Below are 17,854 nucleotides of genomic sequence, written 5' to 3' on the forward strand. Positions count from 1 at the left end.
CCTCTGACATGCAAAAGGCGTCCGGTCACCCGGGCGCCTTTTTGCCGTTTGGTGCGCTGATGAGTGCGCGGATGCCGAGGCGCAGCCGGGACGCCGTGCTGGACGCGTCCCGGACATGCCCCGCTGCCATCCTGACGCGGTGAAGGCTACCGCGGGCAGGGGCGCGTCTGGCGCGCCGTTAAACGACAATGGCCGCCGGGGTTACCGACGGCCATGGCGCGCATGTTCGGATGGCGTGGGGCTGCCGGTGCGTCAGCCGAAGCGGATGATCGCCACTTCGCCCTCGAGTGCGCCCTGATAGGCGGAGGCGTGCGGCTCTTCATCGGGCATTTCGGTGACCATGCCGATCTGGTCCAGATCGGCCTCCAGGAAGCCTTCCTCCGACAGCGCATTCAGGGTCGCGCGCACGGCCGAGTCGTCGTCGGGTGCTGCGACCATCACATGCAGGTCGATGCCTTCGCCGCCCTCGACCTCATAGGCCTTGGCAATGACGATGAAGACCATGGGCGAATCGGTGGCGTTGTCATTGTCAGGGTTATTGATCATGGTGCCGGGAAGCCTTATTGAGGGAGAGATATCGGCCGGCGCGTTCGAAATCAGCGCCGGCAAGTGGTGTCGGGCAGGGCGTCTGCGCGATTCTAGCGCAATATAGGGACAATCCCAACCGTTGACAGGGGAGGGGTGTTCCCAGGCGGCAAAAGTCCCGGACTTTCGGGCCGCAAGGCCTCTGTCGGGGGCAATAATTTGTCATTCACCCTTGACGGCTGGTGGTGAAAACAGTAGTACGCCCGCCATCAGAGCCAATGTGAGGCACGCTATTCGGGACGCCACGTCCTGGAGTTTTCCTCAAACAAGGTTCTTTACGTCCGTTGACGACACGAAAGCTGCACGCATGACGCGCCCCGGCGCGTCCTCTGTCTTTTGTGGTCCATCCGCAACGAAAAAGCGGATCGGGCCACATTTTGCGCATGATAGTGCGGTGTTGCGTTTGTCGAAGGCGGGCATTAGGGGCCCGAAAGGGCTGAGAGCAAGACATCAAAGGGATGGTTATATGCCCACAGTAAACCAGCTTATCCGCAAGCCGCGTCAGGCACAGGTAAAGCGCAACAAGGTTCCTGCGCTGCAGGAAAATCCGCAGAAGCGTGGTGTTTGCACCCGCGTCTACACAACGACCCCGAAGAAGCCGAACTCGGCTCTGCGTAAGGTTGCCAAGATCCGTCTGACCAATGGCTTCGAAGTCATCGGCTACATTCCGGGTGAAGGCCACAACCTGCAGGAACACTCCGTGGTGATGATCCGCGGCGGCCGCGTCAAGGACTTGCCGGGCGTTCGCTACCACATCATCCGCGGTGTCCTCGATACCCAGGGTGTCAAGAACCGTAAGCAGCGCCGTTCGAAGTATGGTGCAAAGCGTCCGAAGTAAGCTTCGGTCGATCCCGACACAATCCGGGCGCTGCGCGAGGTTCTCCGCGTGATAAAGCGCCATCAACATCATTGAAGAGACGAAAAATATGTCCCGTCGCCATAAAGCAGAAAAGCGTGAGATCAACCCGGATCCGAAGTTCGGTGACCTGGTCGTGACCAAGTTCATGAATGCCATCATGTTGCATGGCAAGAAGTCGGTTGCCGAAACCATCGTTTACGGTGCGTTCGATACCGTCCAGGATAAGACCAAGCAGGAGCCGGTAACGATCTTTCACCAGGCACTGGACAATGTTGCACCGCACGTCGAGGTCCGCTCTCGCCGCGTCGGTGGTGCAACGTATCAGGTGCCGGTCGACGTCCGTCCGGAGCGCCGTCAGGCCCTCGCCATCCGCTGGCTGATCGCCGCTGCGCGCAAGCGCAACGAAACCACCATGGTCGATCGCCTGTCGGGCGAACTGATGGATGCTGCCAACAACCGTGGCTCCGCCGTCAAGAAGCGTGAAGACACGCACAAGATGGCAGACGCGAACCGCGCCTTCTCGCATTACCGCTGGTAATCCAACGATCGTCTACTGAAAGGCAGTCCGTTATGGCTCGCGAATATAAAATCGAAGACTACCGTAACTTCGGTATCATGGCGCACATCGACGCCGGCAAGACAACGACGACCGAGCGTATTCTCTATTACACCGGCAAGTCGCACAAGATCGGCGAAGTTCATGACGGCGCAGCCACCATGGACTGGATGGAGCAGGAGCAGGAGCGTGGCATCACGATCACGTCCGCTGCCACCACGACCTTCTGGAAGGGTCGCGACGGCAAGATGCGCCGCTTCAACATCATCGACACCCCCGGCCACGTCGACTTCACCATTGAAGTCGAGCGTTCGCTGCGCGTGCTCGACGGTGCGATCGCGCTTCTCGACGCAAACGCCGGTGTAGAGCCGCAGACGGAAACCGTCTGGCGTCAGGCCGAGAAGTACAACGTCCCGCGGATGATCTTCTGCAACAAGATGGACAAGACCGGTGCGGACTTCTACCGCTCGGTCGAGATGATCAAGACCCGCCTGGGTGCCACGGCTGTTGTCATGCAGCTGCCGATCGGCGCCGAGACCGAGTTCAAGGGCGTCATCGACCTGATCGAAATGAACGCCCTGATCTGGCAGGACGAGTCGCTGGGCGCTGCCTGGGACGTCGTCGAGATCCCGGCCGACATGAAGGAAAAGGCGGAAGAGTACCGCGAAAAGCTGATCGAGACGGTTGTCGAGATCGACGAAGCGGCCATGGAAGCCTATCTCGAAGGCGAAATGCCTGATAACGACAAGATCCGCGAACTCGTTCGTCGCGGCACGATCGACGTGAAGTTCCATCCGATGTTCTGCGGCACCGCCTTCAAGAACAAGGGTGTTCAGCCGCTGCTCGACGCGGTTGTCGACTTCCTGCCTTCGCCGATCGACATCGACGGCATCAAGGGCATCGACGTGAAGACCGAGGAGGACATTGTTCGTCACGCCGACGACAACGAGCCGCTCGCGATGCTTGCGTTCAAGATCATGAACGACCCCTTCGTCGGTTCGCTCACCTTCGCCCGCGTCTATTCCGGCAAGCTCGAAAAGGGTCAGTCGGTCATGAACACGGTCAAGGAAAAGCGCGAGCGCGTCGGCCGCATGCTGCAGATGCATTCCAACAGCCGTGAAGACATCGAAGAAGCCTTTGCCGGCGACATCGTTGCGCTCGCCGGCCTGAAGGAAACCACGACGGGCGACACGCTCTGCGATCCGCTGAAGCCGGTTATCCTGGAACGCATGGAATTCCCCGAGCCGGTCATCCAGATCGCCATCGAGCCGAAGACCAAGGGCGACCAGGAAAAGATGGGCCTCGCGCTCAACCGCCTGGCGGCTGAAGATCCGTCCTTCCGCGTGAAGACTGACCACGAATCCGGTCAGACGATCATCGCCGGCATGGGCGAGCTTCACCTCGACATTCTCGTCGACCGCATGAAGCGTGAGTTCAAGGTTGAAGCGACCGTCGGCGCGCCGCAGGTTGCCTACCGTGAAACCATCACGAAGCAGCACGAAGAAGACTACACGCACAAGAAGCAGTCCGGTGGTACCGGCCAGTTCGCGCGCGTCAAGATCGTCTTCGAACCGAACCCGGATGGCGAAGATTTCGTCTTCGAATCCAAGATCGTCGGCGGCTCTGTTCCGAAGGAATATATCCCGGGCGTTCAGAAGGGTATCGAAAGCGTTCTGTCTTCCGGCCCGCTGGCAGGCTTCCCGATGCTGGGCGTCAAGGCGACGCTCATCGACGGTGCCTTCCACGACGTCGACTCCTCGGTCCTGGCGTTCGAAATCGCCTCGCGTGCCTGCTTCCGTGAAGCAGCCCGTCAGGCCGGTGCCCAGCTGCTCGAGCCGATGATGAAGGTCGAAGTGGTAACGCCGGAAGATTACGTCGGTGACGTGATCGGCGACCTGAACTCGCGTCGTGGCCAGATCCAGGGCCAGGAAAGCCGCGGTGTGGCCGTTGTCATCAACGCCCATGTGCCGCTGGCCAACATGTTCAAGTACGTCGACAACCTGCGCTCCATGAGCCAGGGCCGCGCACAGTACTCGATGGTCTTCGACCATTATGCACCGGTGCCGTCGAACGTCGCACAGGAAATCCAGGCAAAGTATTCCGGTCAGAAGTGACCGGAATACCCTCGCAATCCAAATGATAAGAATTCTCCCCCAGGGAGTGAGAGAACGGAGAGCCAAGTTATGGCAAAGAGCAAATTCGAGCGTAACAAGCCGCACGTAAACATCGGTACGATCGGCCACGTTGACCACGGCAAGACGTCGCTGACGGCAGCGATCACGAAGTATTTCGGCGACTACCGCGCCTACGACCAGATCGATGCGGCGCCGGAAGAAAAGGCCCGCGGGATCACCATCTCGACGGCGCACGTGGAATACGAGACGGAAGCGCGTCACTACGCCCACGTCGACTGCCCCGGCCACGCCGACTACGTCAAGAACATGATCACCGGTGCTGCCCAGATGGACGGCGCGATCCTGGTCTGCTCGGCTGCCGACGGCCCGATGCCGCAGACCCGCGAGCACATCCTGCTCGCCCGTCAGGTTGGCGTTCCGGCGATCGTCGTGTTCCTGAACAAGGTCGACCAGGTCGACGACGAAGAGCTGCTGGAGCTCGTCGAGCTGGAAGTGCGCGAACTTCTGTCGTCCTACGACTTCCCGGGCGACGACATTCCGGTGGTCAAGGGTTCGGCGCTTGCCGCTCTTGAAGATTCCAACAAGAAGATCGGCGAAGACGCCGTTCGCGAACTGATGGCGGCTGTCGACGCCTACATCCCGACGCCTGAGCGTCCGATCGACCAGCCGTTCCTGATGCCGATCGAAGACGTGTTCTCGATCTCGGGTCGTGGTACGGTCGTGACCGGTCGCGTCGAGCGCGGCATCGTCAAGGTTGGTGAAGAAGTCGAGATCGTCGGCATCAAGGACACCTCCAAGACGACGGTTACCGGCGTTGAAATGTTCCGCAAGCTGCTCGATCAGGGCCAGGCCGGCGACAACATCGGCGCCCTGGTCCGCGGTGTGGACCGTAACGGCGTCGAGCGTGGCCAGATCCTGTGCAAGCCGGGTTCGGTCAAGCCGCACAAGAAGTTCATGGCAGAAGCCTACATCCTGACGAAGGAAGAGGGTGGCCGTCACACGCCGTTCTTCACCAACTATCGTCCGCAGTTCTACTTCCGCACGACGGACGTGACCGGTATCGTGTCGCTTCCGGAAGGCACGGAAATGGTGATGCCGGGCGACAACGTCACGGTTCAGGTCGAGCTGATCGTTCCGATCGCGATGGAAGAAAAGCTGCGCTTCGCGATCCGCGAAGGCGGCCGCACCGTCGGCGCCGGCATCGTCGCCTCGATCATCGAGTAAGGATTACGGGCGTCGGCGGCCTTTGCTGCCGACGCCTTTTCGCTGATCGGAGGGTGCCGTGGCGCCAATCGATCGCGACACGGTCTGCCTCTTGCTCCATCTGCGAGTAATCGGGTTGACGAATGGCCGGGGACAGGCTATGTCGCCGCCCATGGAAAGAGTCGGGCGGTGATTTGCCGCCCTCTCTTGTTCTGCAAATTTATCGGCCCGCGCGCCGGACAATGGCAGGCATCCTTACCTATTAAGTGACAGGGACATCTTTTCGGGTGTCCCTGTGATTTTTGAAAATTAGGGGCCGGCCGTAATTGGTAATTCACTGTCTCTGCGCATGCGGGACGCAAGAAGAACGAATAGGACAAGTCGAATGAACGGCCAGAATATCCGCATCCGCCTCAAAGCGTTTGATCACCGGGTTCTCGATGCCTCTACTCGGGAGATCGTCTCGACCGCCAAGCGCACCGGCGCTAGCGTTCGTGGACCTGTTCCGCTCCCCACCCGCATTGAAAAATTTACCGTTAACCGTTCGCCGCACGTCGACAAGAAGAGCCGCGAACAGTTCGAGATGCGCACCCATAAGCGCCTGCTCGACATTGTTGATCCGACCCCCCAGACCGTGGACGCGCTAATGAAGCTCGACCTGGCGGCTGGCGTCGACGTCGAGATCAAGCTCTAAGGAATTCCGGCGAGAGCCGAAATAACAAGGAAGGTACGTGGCAAGACCTGCCAACGGCTTCTTAAAACGGGAAACCGGATGGTTCGGAAGGGCCTGATCGGAATCCTTAAACAAAGAGGTAAAGGACGGACATATTCAGTCCTGTCCCCGACTCTCAAGAGGAATGAACCATGCGTTCAGGTGTGATTGCACAGAAAGTAGGGATGACCCGCGTCTACAACGACGCCGGTGAGCATGTCCCGGTAACGGTTCTGCGGGTCGACGGCTGCCAGGTCGTGTCGCAGCGGACTGTCGAGAAGAACGGCTACACGGCCGTACAGCTCGGCGCTGGCCAGGCCAAGGTGAAGAACACGACGAAGGGCCTTCGCGGTCACTTCGCCGCCGCAAGCGTTGAGCCCAAGGCCAAGCTCGTCGAGTTTCGTGTCACCGAAGACAACATGATCGACGTCGGCGCCCAGGTCGTGCCGAGCCATTTCGAAGCCGGCCAGCTGGTCGACGTCACTGGCACCACGGTCGGTAAGGGTTTTGCCGGTGCGATGAAGCGCCATAACTTCGGCGGCCTCCGCGCCACGCACGGCGTGTCCGTATCGCACCGTTCGCACGGTTCGACCGGTTCCAACCAGGATCCGGGCAAGGTTTGGAAGGGCAAGCGCATGGCTGGTCACATGGGCCAGACGCGCGTCACCACCCAGAACCTCGAAGTCGTATCCACCGATGATGATCGCGGTTTGATCCTGGTCAAGGGCGCAGTTCCCGGTTCCAAGGGAACCTGGATCGTCGTTCGCGATGCCATCAAGTCGGCATCGAAGTAAGGGAGCCAAACCAATGGAATTGAACGTCAAGACCCTCGAGGGCAAAGACGCCGGCAAGGTTTCCCTGTCGGATGCGATTTTCGGCCTCGATCCGCGCGAAGACATCATTGCTCGCGTCGTTCGCTGGCAGCTCGCCAAGAAGCGCGCTGGCGGCCACAAGACCAAGACCCGTTCGGAAGTTTCCCGCACCGGTGCGAAGATGTACAAGCAGAAGGGTACGGGCCGCGCTCGTCACCATTCGGCACGTGCACCGCAGTTCCGTGGCGGTGGCCGAGCCCACGGTCCCGTTGTTCGCAGCCACGAGCATGACCTTCCCAAGAAGGTTCGCGCGCTGGCTCTGCGTCACGCTTTGTCTGCCAAGCTGAAGTCGGAAGACCTGATCATCGTCGATCAGCTCGTTTCGGCCGATGCCAAGACCAAGGCGCTGGTTGGCACCTTCGCTACGCTCGGTCTCACCAATGTGCTCGTCATCGACGGCGCGGAGATCGACAGCAACTTCAAGCTCGCAGCCGCAAACATCCCGAATGTCGATGTTCTGCCGGTTCAGGGCATCAATGTTTATGACATCCTGCGCCGCGGCAAGCTCGTCCTCTCCAAGGCGGCAGTTGAAGCTCTGGAGGAGCGGTTCAAATGACTGATCTTCGCCACTACGATGTGATTGTCTCGCCGGCAATCACCGAAAAGTCGACGCTGGTCTCCGAATACAACCAGGTCGTCTTCAACGTCGCCAAAGACGCTTCCAAGCCGGAAATCAAGGCTGCCGTCGAAGCTCTCTTCGGCGTCAAGGTCAAGGCCGTGAACACGCTCGTCCGCAAGGGCAAGACCAAGCGTTTCCGCGGCTTCAGCGGCAAGCAGAAGGACGTCAAGAAGGCGGTCATCACGCTTGTTGACGGCCAGTCGATCGACGTATCGACGGGCATCTGAGCGAGGGAAGAAGAACAATGGCATTGAAAAGCTTTAACCCGATCACGCCGAGCCAGCGTCAGCTGGTCATCGTCGATCGCTCGAGCCTCTACAAGGGCAAGCCGGTCAAGACCCTGACCGAGGGCCTGAGCAAGAAGGGTGGTCGCAACAACCTGGGCCGCATCACCGTGCGTTTCGTCGGTGGTGGCCACAAGCGCACCTATCGTCTGGTGGACTTCAAGCGTCGCAAGTTCGACGTCGAAGGCACGGTCGAGCGTCTGGAATACGACCCCAACCGCACCGCCTTCATCGCCCTCATCAAGTATGATGACGGTGAGCTTGCCTACATCCTGGCGCCGCAGCGCCTGGCTGTCGGCGACAAGGTCATCGCCTCCGACAAGGCCGTCGACGTCAAGCCTGGCAACGCCATGCCGCTGCAGTCGATCCCGGTCGGTTCGATCGTCCACAACGTCGAAATGAAGCCGGGCAAGGGCGGCCAGATGGCCCGTTCCGCCGGGACTTACGTTCAGCTGGTCGGCCGCGATGCCGGCATGGCAATCCTTCGCCTGACGTCGGGCGAGCAGCGCCTCGTTCCGGGTTCCTGCCTGGCCACCATTGGCGCCGTGTCCAACTCGGACCACGGCAACACCAATGACGGCAAGGCCGGTCGTACCCGCTGGCGCGGCAAGCGTCCGCATGTTCGCGGCGTCGTCATGAACCCGGTCGACCACCCGCATGGTGGTGGTGAAGGCCGCACCTCCGGTGGTCGCCACCCGGTGACCCCATGGGGCAAGCCCACCAAGGGCAAGCGCACTCGTACGAACAAGTCGACCGACAAGTTCATCATGCGCTCGCGCCACCAGAAGAAGAAGTAAGAGAGGTAGTCAGAAATGGCTCGTTCAGTATGGAAAGGCCCCTTCGTCGACGGCTATCTTCTCAAGAAGGCTGAGAAGGTCCGCGCCGGTGGCCGCAATGAAGTCATCAAGATGTGGAGCCGCCGCTCCACCATCCTGCCGCAGTTCGTAGGTCTCACCTTTGGTGTCTACAACGGCAGCAAGCATGTTCCGGTCAATGTCAACGAAGACATGGTCGGTCACAAGTTCGGTGAATTCGCTCCGTCGCGGACCTATTACGGTCATGGCGCGGACAAGAAAGCGAAGAGGAAGTAACGATGGGTAAGGCAAAAGCCGAACGCCGGCTGAAGGATAACGAGGCGCAGGCCATTGCGCGCACGATCCGCGTCAGCCCTCAGAAGCTGAACCTGGTTGCCGCGCTGATCCGCGGCAAGAAGGTCGAGCGTGCACTGGCCGACCTGGAATTCTCGCGCAAGCGGATTGCAGGCACGGTCCGCAAGACCCTCGAATCGGCTATCGCGAACGCCGAGAACAACCATGATCTCGACGTCGACCAGCTGGTCGTCGCCGAGGCCTATGTTGGCAAGTCGATCACGATGAAGCGCTTTCATGCCCGTGGTCGCGGTCGCGCCTCGCGTGTCGAAAAGCCGTTCTCGCATCTGACGATCGTCGTGCGCGAAGTCGAGGAAAAAGGGGAGGCCGCATAATGGGTCAGAAAATCAATCCGATCGGTTTTCGCCTCGGCATCAACCGTACCTGGGACAGCCGCTGGTTCGCCGACAACGCCGAATACGGCCAGCTGCTTCATGAAGACCTGAAGATCCGCAAGTATCTTCACAAGGAACTGAAGCAGGCCGGTATCGCCAAGGTCGTCATCGAGCGCCCGCACAAGAAGTGCCGCGTCACGATCCACTCGGCTCGCCCGGGTCTGATCATCGGCAAGAAGGGTGCGGACATCGAGAAGCTGCGTCGCAAGCTTTCCGAGATGACCAATTCCGAAACGCACCTCAACATCGTTGAAGTGCGCAAGCCGGAAGTCGACGCAACGCTGGTCGCGCAGTCGATCGCCCAGCAGCTCGAGCGTCGTATTGCCTTCCGTCGTGCCATGAAGCGTTCCGTTCAGTCGGCAATGCGTCTGGGTGCAGAAGGCATTCGTATCACCTGTGCGGGTCGTCTCGGCGGTGCCGAAATTGCCCGTACCGAATGGTACCGTGAAGGCCGCGTGCCGTTGCACACGCTGCGCGCCGACATCGACTACGGTACAGCCGAAGCCGAAACCGCTTACGGCATCTGCGGCATCAAGGTCTGGATCTTCAAGGGCGAAATCCTCGAACACGATCCGATGGCCTCCGAGCGCCGTGCACTCGAAGGCGATTCGCAGGGACCGTCGAGCCGTGACCGTGGTGGCGATCGTCGCCGCGACAACGCTTGATTTACGCTGGCGAAAGATAATCGGAGAACTAGAAAATGTTGCAGCCAAAGCGTACAAAATACCGCAAGCAATTCAAGGGCCGCATCAAGGGTGTTGCCAAGGGCGGTTTTGATCTGGCGTTCGGTGAATTCGGACTGAAGTCCCAGGAGCCGAACCGCGTCAACGCACGCGAGATCGAAGCAGCCCGTCGTGCCATCACGCGTCACATGAAGCGTGCAGGCCGTGTGTGGATCCGCATCTTCCCCGACACTCCGGTCACGGCAAAGCCGACCGAAGTGCGTATGGGTAAGGGCAAGGGTTCGGTTGAATACTGGGCAGCTCGTGTGAAGCCCGGTCGTATGATGTTCGAGATCGACGGCGTTTCTGAGGAAATCGCTCGCGAGGCTCTGCGCCTCGGTGCTGCCAAGCTCTCGGTCAAGACGCGCTTCGTACAGCGCATCGCAGAGTAAGGATCAAGCCCATGAAAGCCGCAGACGTCCGCGCCATGAGCGCCGATCAGTTGAAAGAAAAGCTTGGCGACCTGAAGAAGGAGCAGTTTAACCTGCGCTTTCAGAAGGCCACCGGGCAGCTCGAAAAGTCATCGCGCATCGACGAGGTCCGCAAGGATATCGCCCGCGTGAAAACCATTGCCCGCCAGAAGGCGGCAGAAGCCAAGGCCTAAAGGAAGAATAATATGCCGAAACGCATTCTGCAGGGCGTCGTCGTCAGCGACCAGAACGAAAAGACTGTCGTGGTCCGGGTTGAGCGTCGATTCGCGCACCCGCTGCTTCAGAAGACCGTTCGCCGGTCCAAGAAGTACAAGGCTCACGACGAGACCAACCAGTACAAGGTCGGTGATGTGGTTTCCATTGAGGAATGCGCACCGATCTCCAAGGACAAGCGCTGGACGGTTGTAGCCGCCCACGCCTGATTTCAGCCTTTTTCGGCCTGGGCACTTGCATCAGGCCGAAAAAGCTGTATGAAGCGCCTCACTGGCGCATGAACGCTCCGACGAGAGCGTTCTTTTGCTTTAAGCGCAGGGAAGGTCCCTTTTCCGGGAAACCACCTTGGCAAGATCCTACCCGCGCGACGAAAATCTGAATATTGCAATGCCGGTATAGGGGGCGTTTGCCCAACCGTGCCGGTACAACAAGAAGGCGACCTGACATGATTCAGATGCAGACAAACCTCGACGTTGCCGATAATTCCGGCGCGCGTCGTGTCATGTGCATCAAGGTGCTGGGCGGCTCCAAGCGTAAATACGCTTCGATCGGCGACGTGATCGTCGTTTCGGTCAAGGAAGCTATCCCGCGCGGCCGCGTGAAGAAGGGTGACGTGATGAAGGCGGTTGTCGTGCGCACCGCCAAGGACATCCGTCGTCCCGATGGCAGCGTCATCCGCTTCGATAATAACGCAGCCGTTCTTATCGATAACAAGAAAGAGCCGATCGGCACCCGTATCTTCGGACCGGTTCCGCGCGAACTTCGCGCCAAGAACCACATGAAGATCATCTCCCTGGCTCCGGAAGTACTGTAAAGGGACGGATTAGCGATGCAAAAGATTCGTAAAGGCGACAAGGTCGTCATTCTCGCCGGCAAGGACAAGGGTCGTTCCGGTGAAGTTCTCCGGGTCATGCCGAAGGACGATCGTGCGGTAGTTGAGGGCATCAACGTGGTCAAGCGTCACCAGCGCCAGACCCAGTCCAGCGAAGCCGGTATCATCAACAAGGAAGCCCCCGTGCACCTGTCGAACCTGGCAGTTGTCGACAAGGACGGCAAGCCGACCCGCGTCGGCTTCAAGGTCGTTGACGGCAAGAAGGTGCGTGTGGCCAAGCGTTCGGGAGAAGTGATCGATGGCTGAGGCAAAGTACGAACCGCGTCTCAAGGCGGAATACGTCTCCCGCATCCGCAAGGCGATGCAGGAGAAGTTCTCCTACACCAACGAGATGCAGATCCCGCGTCTGGAAAAGATCGTGATCAACATGGGCGTCGGCGAAGCGACAGCTGACTCGAAGAAGCCCACGGTTGCTGCAAACGATCTTGCGGCGATTTCCGGTCAGAAGCCGGTCATCACCCATGCGCGCAATTCGATCGCTGGCTTCAAGGTCCGCGAAGGCATGCCGATCGGCGCGAAGGTCACCCTGCGTGGCGCCCGCATGTATGAATTCATGGACCGCCTGGTCAACATCGCGCTGCCGCGCGTTCGCGACTTCCGGGGCCTCAACCCGAAGAGCTTTGACGGCCGTGGCAACTTCGCCATGGGCATCAAGGAACACATCGTGTTCCCGGAGATCAACTACGACAAGGTTGATCAGATGTGGGGCATGGACATCATCGTTTGCACGACGGCCACCAAGGACGACGAAGCTCGGGCTCTGCTTACAGAGTTCAACTTCCCGTTCCGTCAGTAACCGTAACGACGAGCGTAGAAGAGGAACTTCGATATGGCGAAAGTAAGCGCAGTCGAAAAGAATAACCGTCGCCGCAAGATCGTCGCCAACCACGCTTCCAAGCGTGCGGCACTCAAGGCGATCATCATGAACCAGTCCCTTCCGATCGAAGAGCGGTTCAAGGCAACCCTGAAGCTGGCAGAACTGCCGCGTGATGGCTCCAAGACCCGGGTTCGCAACCGTTGCCTGGTCACCGGTCGCCCGCGTGCATTTTATCGCAAGCTCGGCATGTCGCGTATCGCGCTGCGCGAGCTTGGCAACACGGGCAAGGTTCCCGGCGTTGTTAAGTCGAGCTGGTAAGGAGACGGGCACATGACGATGACAGATCCGTTGGGCGATATGCTCACCCGTATCCGCAATGGCGTAAGCCGCCGCAAGTCGAGCGTTTCGACGCCGGCGTCCAAGCTGCGGGCGCACGTTCTCGACGTGCTCACCTCCGAGGGCTACATCCGTGGCTATTCGGAAGTGACCTTCGATAACGGCAGGTCCGAGTTGCAGATCGAACTGAAATACTACGAAGGTGATTCGGTGATCCGCAAGATCGGCCGCGTCTCCAAGCCGGGCCGCCGAGTCTATGTCTCGGTCAAGTCCATTCCGCAGGTCGCGAACGGCCTCGGCATCACCATCCTTTCGACTCCGAAGGGTGTGATGGCCGATCACCAGGCTCGCGAACAGAACGTTGGTGGTGAGGTTCTCTGCTCGGTCTTCTAAGACCCAAAGCAGACAATCTCCGAACACGAAACAGACAGGATTGAACTATGTCTCGTATCGGTAAGAAGCCCGTTCAGGTTCCAGCAGGTGTCACGGCCACGATCGATGGTCAGAAGATCACTGCCAAGGGCCCGAAGGGCGAACTGTTCTTCGTCGCGAACGACGAAGTTTCGGTCAAGCTGGAAGACAACGCTGTTGTCGTCCAGCCGGTCACCCCGTCCAAGGACGCTCGTTCTAAGTGGGGCATGTCCCGCACGATGATCGAGAACATCTTCACGGGTGTTAAGGACGGCTTCGAGCGCAAGCTCGAAATCAACGGCGTTGGTTACCGCGCATCGTTGCAGGGCAAGAACCTGCAGCTGGCGCTCGGCTTCAGCCACGACGTTGTCTATGAGCCGCCGCAGGGCATCACCATTGCCGTGCCGAAGCCGACGGAAATCGTCGTCACCGGCATCGACAAGCAGGTTGTCGGCCAGGTCGCCTCCGAGATCCGCAAATATCGCGGTCCCGAGCCTTACAAGGGCAAGGGCGTCAAGTATGCCGAAGAGCGGATCGTCCGCAAAGAAGGCAAGAAGAAGTAAGGAACGCGCGAAATGGCAAGCAGAAAAGAAGCCCTTGTTCGTCGTGCGAACCGCGTACGACGTCAGATCAAAGCGGTGGCCAATGGCCGTCCGCGTCTGTCGGTACATCGCTCGTCGAAGAACATCTACGCCCAAGTCATCGACGATGTTGCCGGCAAGACCCTTGCCGCGGCATCGACCCTCGATGGCGGCCTGAAGTCCTCGCTGAAGACCGGCGCCGACACAGCTGCAGCTGCAGCCGTCGGCAAGCTGGTCGCAGAACGGGCGACCAAGGCAGGCGTCAAGGAAGTCGTCTTCGACCGTGGCGCCTTCATCTTCCACGGCCGCATCAAGGCCCTGGCAGATGCAGCCCGCGAAGGCGGTCTGTCGTTCTGATCTGAGAATTCCCGTCCGGGGCCTTGCGTCCCGGACGGTTTTCCGGCATGAGCCGGACCCGTAAGACAGGCGTCGCCTCCTCGAACTTCTGATGGAAGGGGCAGGGGGCTTGCCTTTTTTGTAATCTGCCGATTGCACCCGGAAAAGAAAAAGGAAGAGGACAATGGCACAAGATAGACGTGGTTCGCGGGACGACCGCCAGAACCGTGACGAGCGCGACAGCGAATTCGTCGACAAGCTGGTTGCGATCAATCGCGTCGCCAAGGTGGTGAAGGGCGGCCGTCGTTTCGGCTTTGCAGCTCTCGTCGTCGTTGGTGACCAGAAGGGCAAGGTCGGTTTCGGCCATGGCAAGGCACGCGAAGTGCCGGAAGCGATCCGCAAGGCAACCGAAGCTGCCAAGCGCGACATGATCTTCGTACCGCTGCGTGACGGCCGTACGCTGCACCATGACGTCAACGGCCGCCACGGCGCCGGCAAGGTTCTGCTGCGTGCCGCCAAGGCCGGTACCGGTATCATCGCCGGTGGTCCGATGCGCGCCGTGTTCGAAACGCTCGGCGTCAACGACGTCGTTGCCAAGTCGACCGGTTCGTCCAACCCGTACAACATGGTTCGCGCCACTTTCGACGCCCTGAAGCATCAGGTGCATCCGAAGGATGTCGCCGCTCAGCGCGGTCTGAAATACGCTACGCTGCAGTCGCGTCGGGCGTCGGCCGGCGTTGCCTCTGAAGAATAAGGAGAGCATCGATGGCTAAGAAGTCCGAATCCAAGACGATCACGGTCGAGCAGACCGGTTCGCCCATTCGCCGCCCGGCAAAGCAGCGCGCGACGCTGATCGGCCTGGGCCTCAACAAGATGCACCGGAAAAGCACTCTGGAAGATACGCCTTCCGTTCGTGGCATGATCCGGGCTGTCCAGCATCTCGTTCGCGTCGTCGACGAGAAGTGAGACGGAGGAAGTGACCATGAAACTGAACGAAATCAAGGACAACGAAGGTTCGTCCAAGGATCGTATCCGCGTCGGTCGCGGTATCGGTTCCGGCAAGGGCAAGACCGGCGGTCGCGGCGTCAAGGGCCAGAAGGCGCGCTCCGGCGTTGCCGTCAACGGCTTCGAGGGCGGCCAGATGCCGATCTATCGTCGCCTGCCGAAGCGCGGCTTCAACAACATCTTCTCGTCGGAATACGTCACCGTATCGCTCGGTCGTCTTCAGGCTGCAGTCGATGCCGGCAAGCTCGATCCGAAGGCAACCGTTGACGCTGCAGCGCTTAAGGCTGCCGGTGTGATCCGTCGCCCGAAGGACGGCGTTCGCATCCTGTCGGGTGGTGAGCTGAAGGCCAAGCTTTCGCTGGAAGTTGCCGGTGCGTCGAAGACCGCCGTCGAGAAGATCGAAAAGGCTGGTGCCTCGATCAAGCTTCTCGAAGCAGCTGCAGAAAAGTCCGAGAAGGCTGAATAGTCTTTTTGCCGCATTGTCGCCCGGGGTGCTTCACACCGGGCGATTTTTCTCCCATATGTGAGCCTCACATTTCCAGTGGACGGGATGACGCCGTTTCGTCTTCCGGGGGATAGTGGAAAACTCGGGTGAGGCACGGCACAGTATTCCCGCGCCCTGTTTTCCGACATCGATTGAACACCCTTGCGGCATGCCCTGATCAGCGGCGCTGCCGGCTTCGGTTACGCGGAGAATTTTATGGCTTCTGCAGCGGAACAACTGGCCTCCAACCTCAATTTTTCAACCTTCGCCAAGGCCGAGGATCTGAAAAAGCGGTTGTGGTTCACCCTGGCTGCCCTTCTCGTCTACCGCCTCGGCACGCATATCCCGCTTCCCGGTCTGAACCCGGAAGCCTATGCGCAGGCCTTCAAGGGCCAGGCCGGCGGCATTCTCGGCCTCTTCAACATGTTTGCGGGCGGCGCCGTGCAGCGCATGGCGATCTTCGCGCTCGGCATCATGCCCTATATTTCCGCTTCGATTATCGTGCAGCTGATGACCAATGTCGTCCCGGCGCTCGAGAACCTGAAGAAGGAAGGCGAACAGGGCCGCAAGATCATCAACCAGTACACCCGCTACGGCACGGTGCTGCTGGCGACCCTTCAGGCTTACGGCATCGCTGCAAGCCTCGAGAGCGGCGCCGGCATCGTCAACGATCCGGGCTGGTTCTTCCGCATCTCCACCGTCATCACCCTGGTTGGCGGCACCATGTTCCTGATGTGGCTGGGTGAGCAGATCACCTCGCGCGGCATCGGCAACGGCATTTCGCTGATCATCTTCTCCGGCATCGCCGCCGGCCTGCCCACGGCGATCGCCGGCACGCTGGAACTCGGCCGCACCGGTGCACTGTCGACGCCGCTGATTCTCGGTGTCCTGGTGGTCGCCATCGCGGTCATCGCGCTGATCGTCTTCGTCGAGCGGGCGCAGCGCAGGCTGTTGATCCAGTACCCGAAACGACAGGTCGGCAACCGGATGTTCCAGGGCGACACCTCGCATCTGCCGCTGAAGCTGAATACCTCGGGCGTGATCCCGGCGATCTTCGCCTCCTCGCTGCTGTTGCTGCCGGCGACGGCTGCGGGCTTCACCGGCGCCTCCGGACTGCCGTCCTGGGCCCAGGGCATCGTTGCCCAGCTCAGCCACGGCCAGCCGGTCTACATGATCCTCTATGCGGCGCTGATCGGCTTCTTCGCCTTCTTCTACACGGCCATCGTCTTCAATCCGAAGGACACGGCCGACAATCTGAAGAAGCATGGCGGCTTCATTCCGGGCATCCGTCCGGGTGAGCGGACCGCGGAATATATCGACTATGTGCTGACGCGCATCACGGTCGTCGGCGCGATCTATCTGATGTTTGTTTGCGTGCTCCCCGAGATCCTGATCTCCCGCACCGGCATCCCGTTGGCCCTTGGCGGTACATCCCTTTTGATCATTGTCAGCGTCACCCTCGATACGGTAGCACAGATCCAGGGTCACCTGATCGCTCAGCAATATGAGGGGCTGATCAAGAAATCGAAATTGCGTGGAGGAAAGAGGGGACGATGAGACTGATACTTCTAGGCCCACCGGGCGCGGGGAAGGGAACCCAGGCCCAGCGGATCGTTGAAAGGCACGGTATCCCGCAGCTGTCGACGGGCGACATGCTCCGGGCAGCGGTCAGCGCCGGTACCGATGTCGGCAAGCGCGCCAAGGCCGTCATGGACGCCGGCAAGCTTGTCTCCGACGATATCGTCATCGCGATCGTCTCCGAGCGCATCGACCAGCCTGACTGTGCAAATGGTTTCATCCTCGACGGTTTTCCCCGCACGCTGGTGCAGGCGGATGCAACGGAGAAGATGCTGTCGACCAAGGATCTCGACCTGTCGGTCGTGATCGAGCTTCGGGTCGACGACAAGGAACTGATTCGCCGCGTCTCCGGCCGCTATTCCTGCGCCGCCTGCGGTTCGGTCTATCACGACACGGATCACAAGCCTTCCAAGGACGGTGTCTGCGACAAGTGCGGCGCGACCGAGTTCAAGCGTCGGCCGGACGACAATGCCGAGACCATGGCAAGCCGGCTCGAGGTATACTACAAGGAAACCTCGCCGCTGATCGGCTACTACTATGCCAAGGGCAAGCTGAAGACGGTCGACGGCATGGCCGAAATGGACGCCGTGACGGCCTCCATCGAAAGCATTCTCGCCGGTCTCTGATCCGGCGGGATTCCAAGAATCTTTGCGGTACCGGTTGCATTCAGCAGCTGATTC

28 protein-coding genes are annotated in these 17,854 nt (G+C 60.0%); 27 read left to right on the forward strand and 1 reads right to left on the reverse strand.

All coding sequences use genetic code 11. The annotated features are described in order from the left end of the window. Positions 1-252: 252 nt before the first annotated feature. Positions 253-546: a transcriptional regulator gene (locus J2Z17_RS05835; RefSeq protein WP_209943106.1), complete on the reverse strand. Its 294-nt coding sequence runs from the start codon at positions 544-546 to the stop codon at positions 253-255. A 505-nt stretch (positions 547-1,051) separates the two neighbouring features. Between J2Z17_RS05835 and rpsL the strand changes: the two genes are divergently transcribed. The 27 genes from rpsL (at position 1,052) to J2Z17_RS05970 (ending at position 17,800) form a co-directional block, all read left to right on the forward strand. Next, on the forward strand, positions 1,052-1,423 hold the full coding sequence (gene rpsL / locus J2Z17_RS05840) for a 30S ribosomal protein S12 (RefSeq protein ID WP_003507760.1): 372 nt from the start codon (positions 1,052-1,054) through the stop codon (positions 1,421-1,423). Between the two features lie 88 nt (positions 1,424-1,511). Next, entirely contained in the window at positions 1,512-1,982 is a 471-nt protein-coding gene (gene rpsG, locus J2Z17_RS05845; protein ID WP_209943107.1) for a 30S ribosomal protein S7, read from the forward strand. Positions 1,983-2,014: 32 nt separating this feature from the next. Continuing rightward, on the forward strand, positions 2,015-4,114 hold the full coding sequence (gene fusA, locus J2Z17_RS05850) for an elongation factor G (RefSeq protein ID WP_209943108.1): 2,100 nt from the start codon (positions 2,015-2,017) through the stop codon (positions 4,112-4,114). A gap of 69 nt (positions 4,115-4,183) precedes the next feature. Next, the gene (gene tuf, locus J2Z17_RS05855) at positions 4,184-5,359 is read left to right on the forward strand and encodes an elongation factor Tu (RefSeq protein WP_209943094.1); all 1,176 of its coding nucleotides are present in this window, start codon (positions 4,184-4,186) and stop codon (positions 5,357-5,359) included. Between the two features lie 364 nt (positions 5,360-5,723). Next, positions 5,724-6,032 carry a 30S ribosomal protein S10 gene (gene rpsJ, locus J2Z17_RS05860; protein WP_006728688.1) on the forward strand — a complete coding sequence of 103 codons (309 nt, stop codon included), beginning with the start codon at positions 5,724-5,726 and terminating at the stop codon, positions 6,030-6,032. A gap of 170 nt (positions 6,033-6,202) precedes the next feature. Continuing rightward, positions 6,203-6,844, forward strand: coding sequence for a 50S ribosomal protein L3 (rplC, locus tag J2Z17_RS05865; protein ID WP_209943109.1), 642 nt, complete (start codon positions 6,203-6,205; stop codon positions 6,842-6,844). Between the two features lie 13 nt (positions 6,845-6,857). Further along, a complete protein-coding gene (gene rplD / locus J2Z17_RS05870) occupies positions 6,858-7,478 on the forward strand; it encodes a 50S ribosomal protein L4 (protein ID WP_209943110.1) in 621 nt (206 codons plus the stop codon). Then, a complete protein-coding gene (locus J2Z17_RS05875; protein ID WP_209943112.1) occupies positions 7,475-7,768 on the forward strand; it encodes a 50S ribosomal protein L23 in 294 nt (97 codons plus the stop codon). The genes rplD and J2Z17_RS05875 overlap by 4 nt, the downstream gene beginning before the upstream one ends. A 17-nt stretch (positions 7,769-7,785) precedes the next feature. After that, positions 7,786-8,622, forward strand: a complete 837-nt coding sequence (rplB, locus tag J2Z17_RS05880) for a 50S ribosomal protein L2 (protein WP_209943114.1) — start codon at positions 7,786-7,788, stop codon at positions 8,620-8,622. A 15-nt stretch (positions 8,623-8,637) separates the two neighbouring features. Then, positions 8,638-8,916, forward strand: a complete 279-nt coding sequence (gene rpsS / locus J2Z17_RS05885) for a 30S ribosomal protein S19 (protein WP_209943116.1) — start codon at positions 8,638-8,640, stop codon at positions 8,914-8,916. A 2-nt stretch (positions 8,917-8,918) separates the two neighbouring features. After that, entirely contained in the window at positions 8,919-9,308 is a 390-nt protein-coding gene (rplV, locus tag J2Z17_RS05890; protein WP_209943119.1) for a 50S ribosomal protein L22, read from the forward strand. Then, positions 9,308-10,033 carry a 30S ribosomal protein S3 gene (gene rpsC / locus J2Z17_RS05895; protein ID WP_209943121.1) on the forward strand — a complete coding sequence of 242 codons (726 nt, stop codon included), beginning with the start codon at positions 9,308-9,310 and terminating at the stop codon, positions 10,031-10,033. The genes rplV and rpsC overlap by 1 nt, the downstream gene beginning before the upstream one ends. A gap of 35 nt (positions 10,034-10,068) precedes the next feature. After that, entirely contained in the window at positions 10,069-10,482 is a 414-nt protein-coding gene (gene rplP, locus J2Z17_RS05900) for a 50S ribosomal protein L16 (RefSeq protein WP_209943123.1), read from the forward strand. 11 nt (positions 10,483-10,493) lie between these two features. Continuing rightward, positions 10,494-10,694: a 50S ribosomal protein L29 gene (rpmC, locus tag J2Z17_RS05905; protein ID WP_209943125.1), complete on the forward strand. Its 201-nt coding sequence runs from the start codon at positions 10,494-10,496 to the stop codon at positions 10,692-10,694. 12 nt (positions 10,695-10,706) lie between these two features. Next, on the forward strand, positions 10,707-10,943 hold the full coding sequence (rpsQ, locus tag J2Z17_RS05910; protein WP_209943127.1) for a 30S ribosomal protein S17: 237 nt from the start codon (positions 10,707-10,709) through the stop codon (positions 10,941-10,943). Positions 10,944-11,179: 236 nt separating this feature from the next. Further along, on the forward strand, positions 11,180-11,548 hold the full coding sequence (gene rplN / locus J2Z17_RS05915; protein ID WP_209943129.1) for a 50S ribosomal protein L14: 369 nt from the start codon (positions 11,180-11,182) through the stop codon (positions 11,546-11,548). A gap of 15 nt (positions 11,549-11,563) precedes the next feature. Beyond that, positions 11,564-11,872: a 50S ribosomal protein L24 gene (gene rplX / locus J2Z17_RS05920; protein ID WP_209943131.1), complete on the forward strand. Its 309-nt coding sequence runs from the start codon at positions 11,564-11,566 to the stop codon at positions 11,870-11,872. After that, the gene (gene rplE, locus J2Z17_RS05925; protein WP_209943133.1) at positions 11,865-12,422 is read left to right on the forward strand and encodes a 50S ribosomal protein L5; all 558 of its coding nucleotides are present in this window, start codon (positions 11,865-11,867) and stop codon (positions 12,420-12,422) included. Before rplX ends, rplE begins: the two co-directional genes overlap by 8 nt. 33 nt (positions 12,423-12,455) lie before the next feature. Next, the gene (gene rpsN / locus J2Z17_RS05930; protein WP_209943135.1) at positions 12,456-12,761 is read left to right on the forward strand and encodes a 30S ribosomal protein S14; all 306 of its coding nucleotides are present in this window, start codon (positions 12,456-12,458) and stop codon (positions 12,759-12,761) included. 12 nt (positions 12,762-12,773) lie between these two features. Next, the gene (gene rpsH, locus J2Z17_RS05935; RefSeq protein ID WP_209943137.1) at positions 12,774-13,172 is read left to right on the forward strand and encodes a 30S ribosomal protein S8; all 399 of its coding nucleotides are present in this window, start codon (positions 12,774-12,776) and stop codon (positions 13,170-13,172) included. 47 nt (positions 13,173-13,219) lie between these two features. Continuing rightward, complete coding sequence (rplF, locus tag J2Z17_RS05940) at positions 13,220-13,753, forward strand: 50S ribosomal protein L6 (RefSeq protein ID WP_209943139.1); 534 nt, start codon at positions 13,220-13,222, stop codon at positions 13,751-13,753. Between the two features lie 12 nt (positions 13,754-13,765). Further along, the gene (gene rplR / locus J2Z17_RS05945) at positions 13,766-14,128 is read left to right on the forward strand and encodes a 50S ribosomal protein L18 (protein WP_209943141.1); all 363 of its coding nucleotides are present in this window, start codon (positions 13,766-13,768) and stop codon (positions 14,126-14,128) included. Positions 14,129-14,291: 163 nt separating this feature from the next. Further along, positions 14,292-14,861 (forward strand): 30S ribosomal protein S5, encoded by a 570-nt coding sequence (gene rpsE / locus J2Z17_RS05950; RefSeq protein ID WP_209943143.1) that lies wholly within the window; start codon positions 14,292-14,294, stop codon positions 14,859-14,861. 11 nt (positions 14,862-14,872) lie between these two features. Further along, positions 14,873-15,073 carry a 50S ribosomal protein L30 gene (gene rpmD / locus J2Z17_RS05955; RefSeq protein WP_209943145.1) on the forward strand — a complete coding sequence of 67 codons (201 nt, stop codon included), beginning with the start codon at positions 14,873-14,875 and terminating at the stop codon, positions 15,071-15,073. Between the two features lie 16 nt (positions 15,074-15,089). Further along, positions 15,090-15,578: a 50S ribosomal protein L15 gene (rplO, locus tag J2Z17_RS05960; RefSeq protein ID WP_209943147.1), complete on the forward strand. Its 489-nt coding sequence runs from the start codon at positions 15,090-15,092 to the stop codon at positions 15,576-15,578. Positions 15,579-15,812: 234 nt separating this feature from the next. Continuing rightward, positions 15,813-17,153 (forward strand): preprotein translocase subunit SecY, encoded by a 1,341-nt coding sequence (secY, locus tag J2Z17_RS05965; protein ID WP_209943148.1) that lies wholly within the window; start codon positions 15,813-15,815, stop codon positions 17,151-17,153. Then, positions 17,150-17,800 (forward strand): adenylate kinase, encoded by a 651-nt coding sequence (locus J2Z17_RS05970; RefSeq protein ID WP_209943149.1) that lies wholly within the window; start codon positions 17,150-17,152, stop codon positions 17,798-17,800. The genes secY and J2Z17_RS05970 overlap by 4 nt, the downstream gene beginning before the upstream one ends. Positions 17,801-17,854 lie beyond the last annotated feature (54 nt).

The organism is Heterorhizobium halophytocola (genome assembly GCF_017873095.1).
GTDB classification, from domain to species: Bacteria; Pseudomonadota; Alphaproteobacteria; order Rhizobiales; family Rhizobiaceae; genus Allorhizobium; species Allorhizobium halophytocola.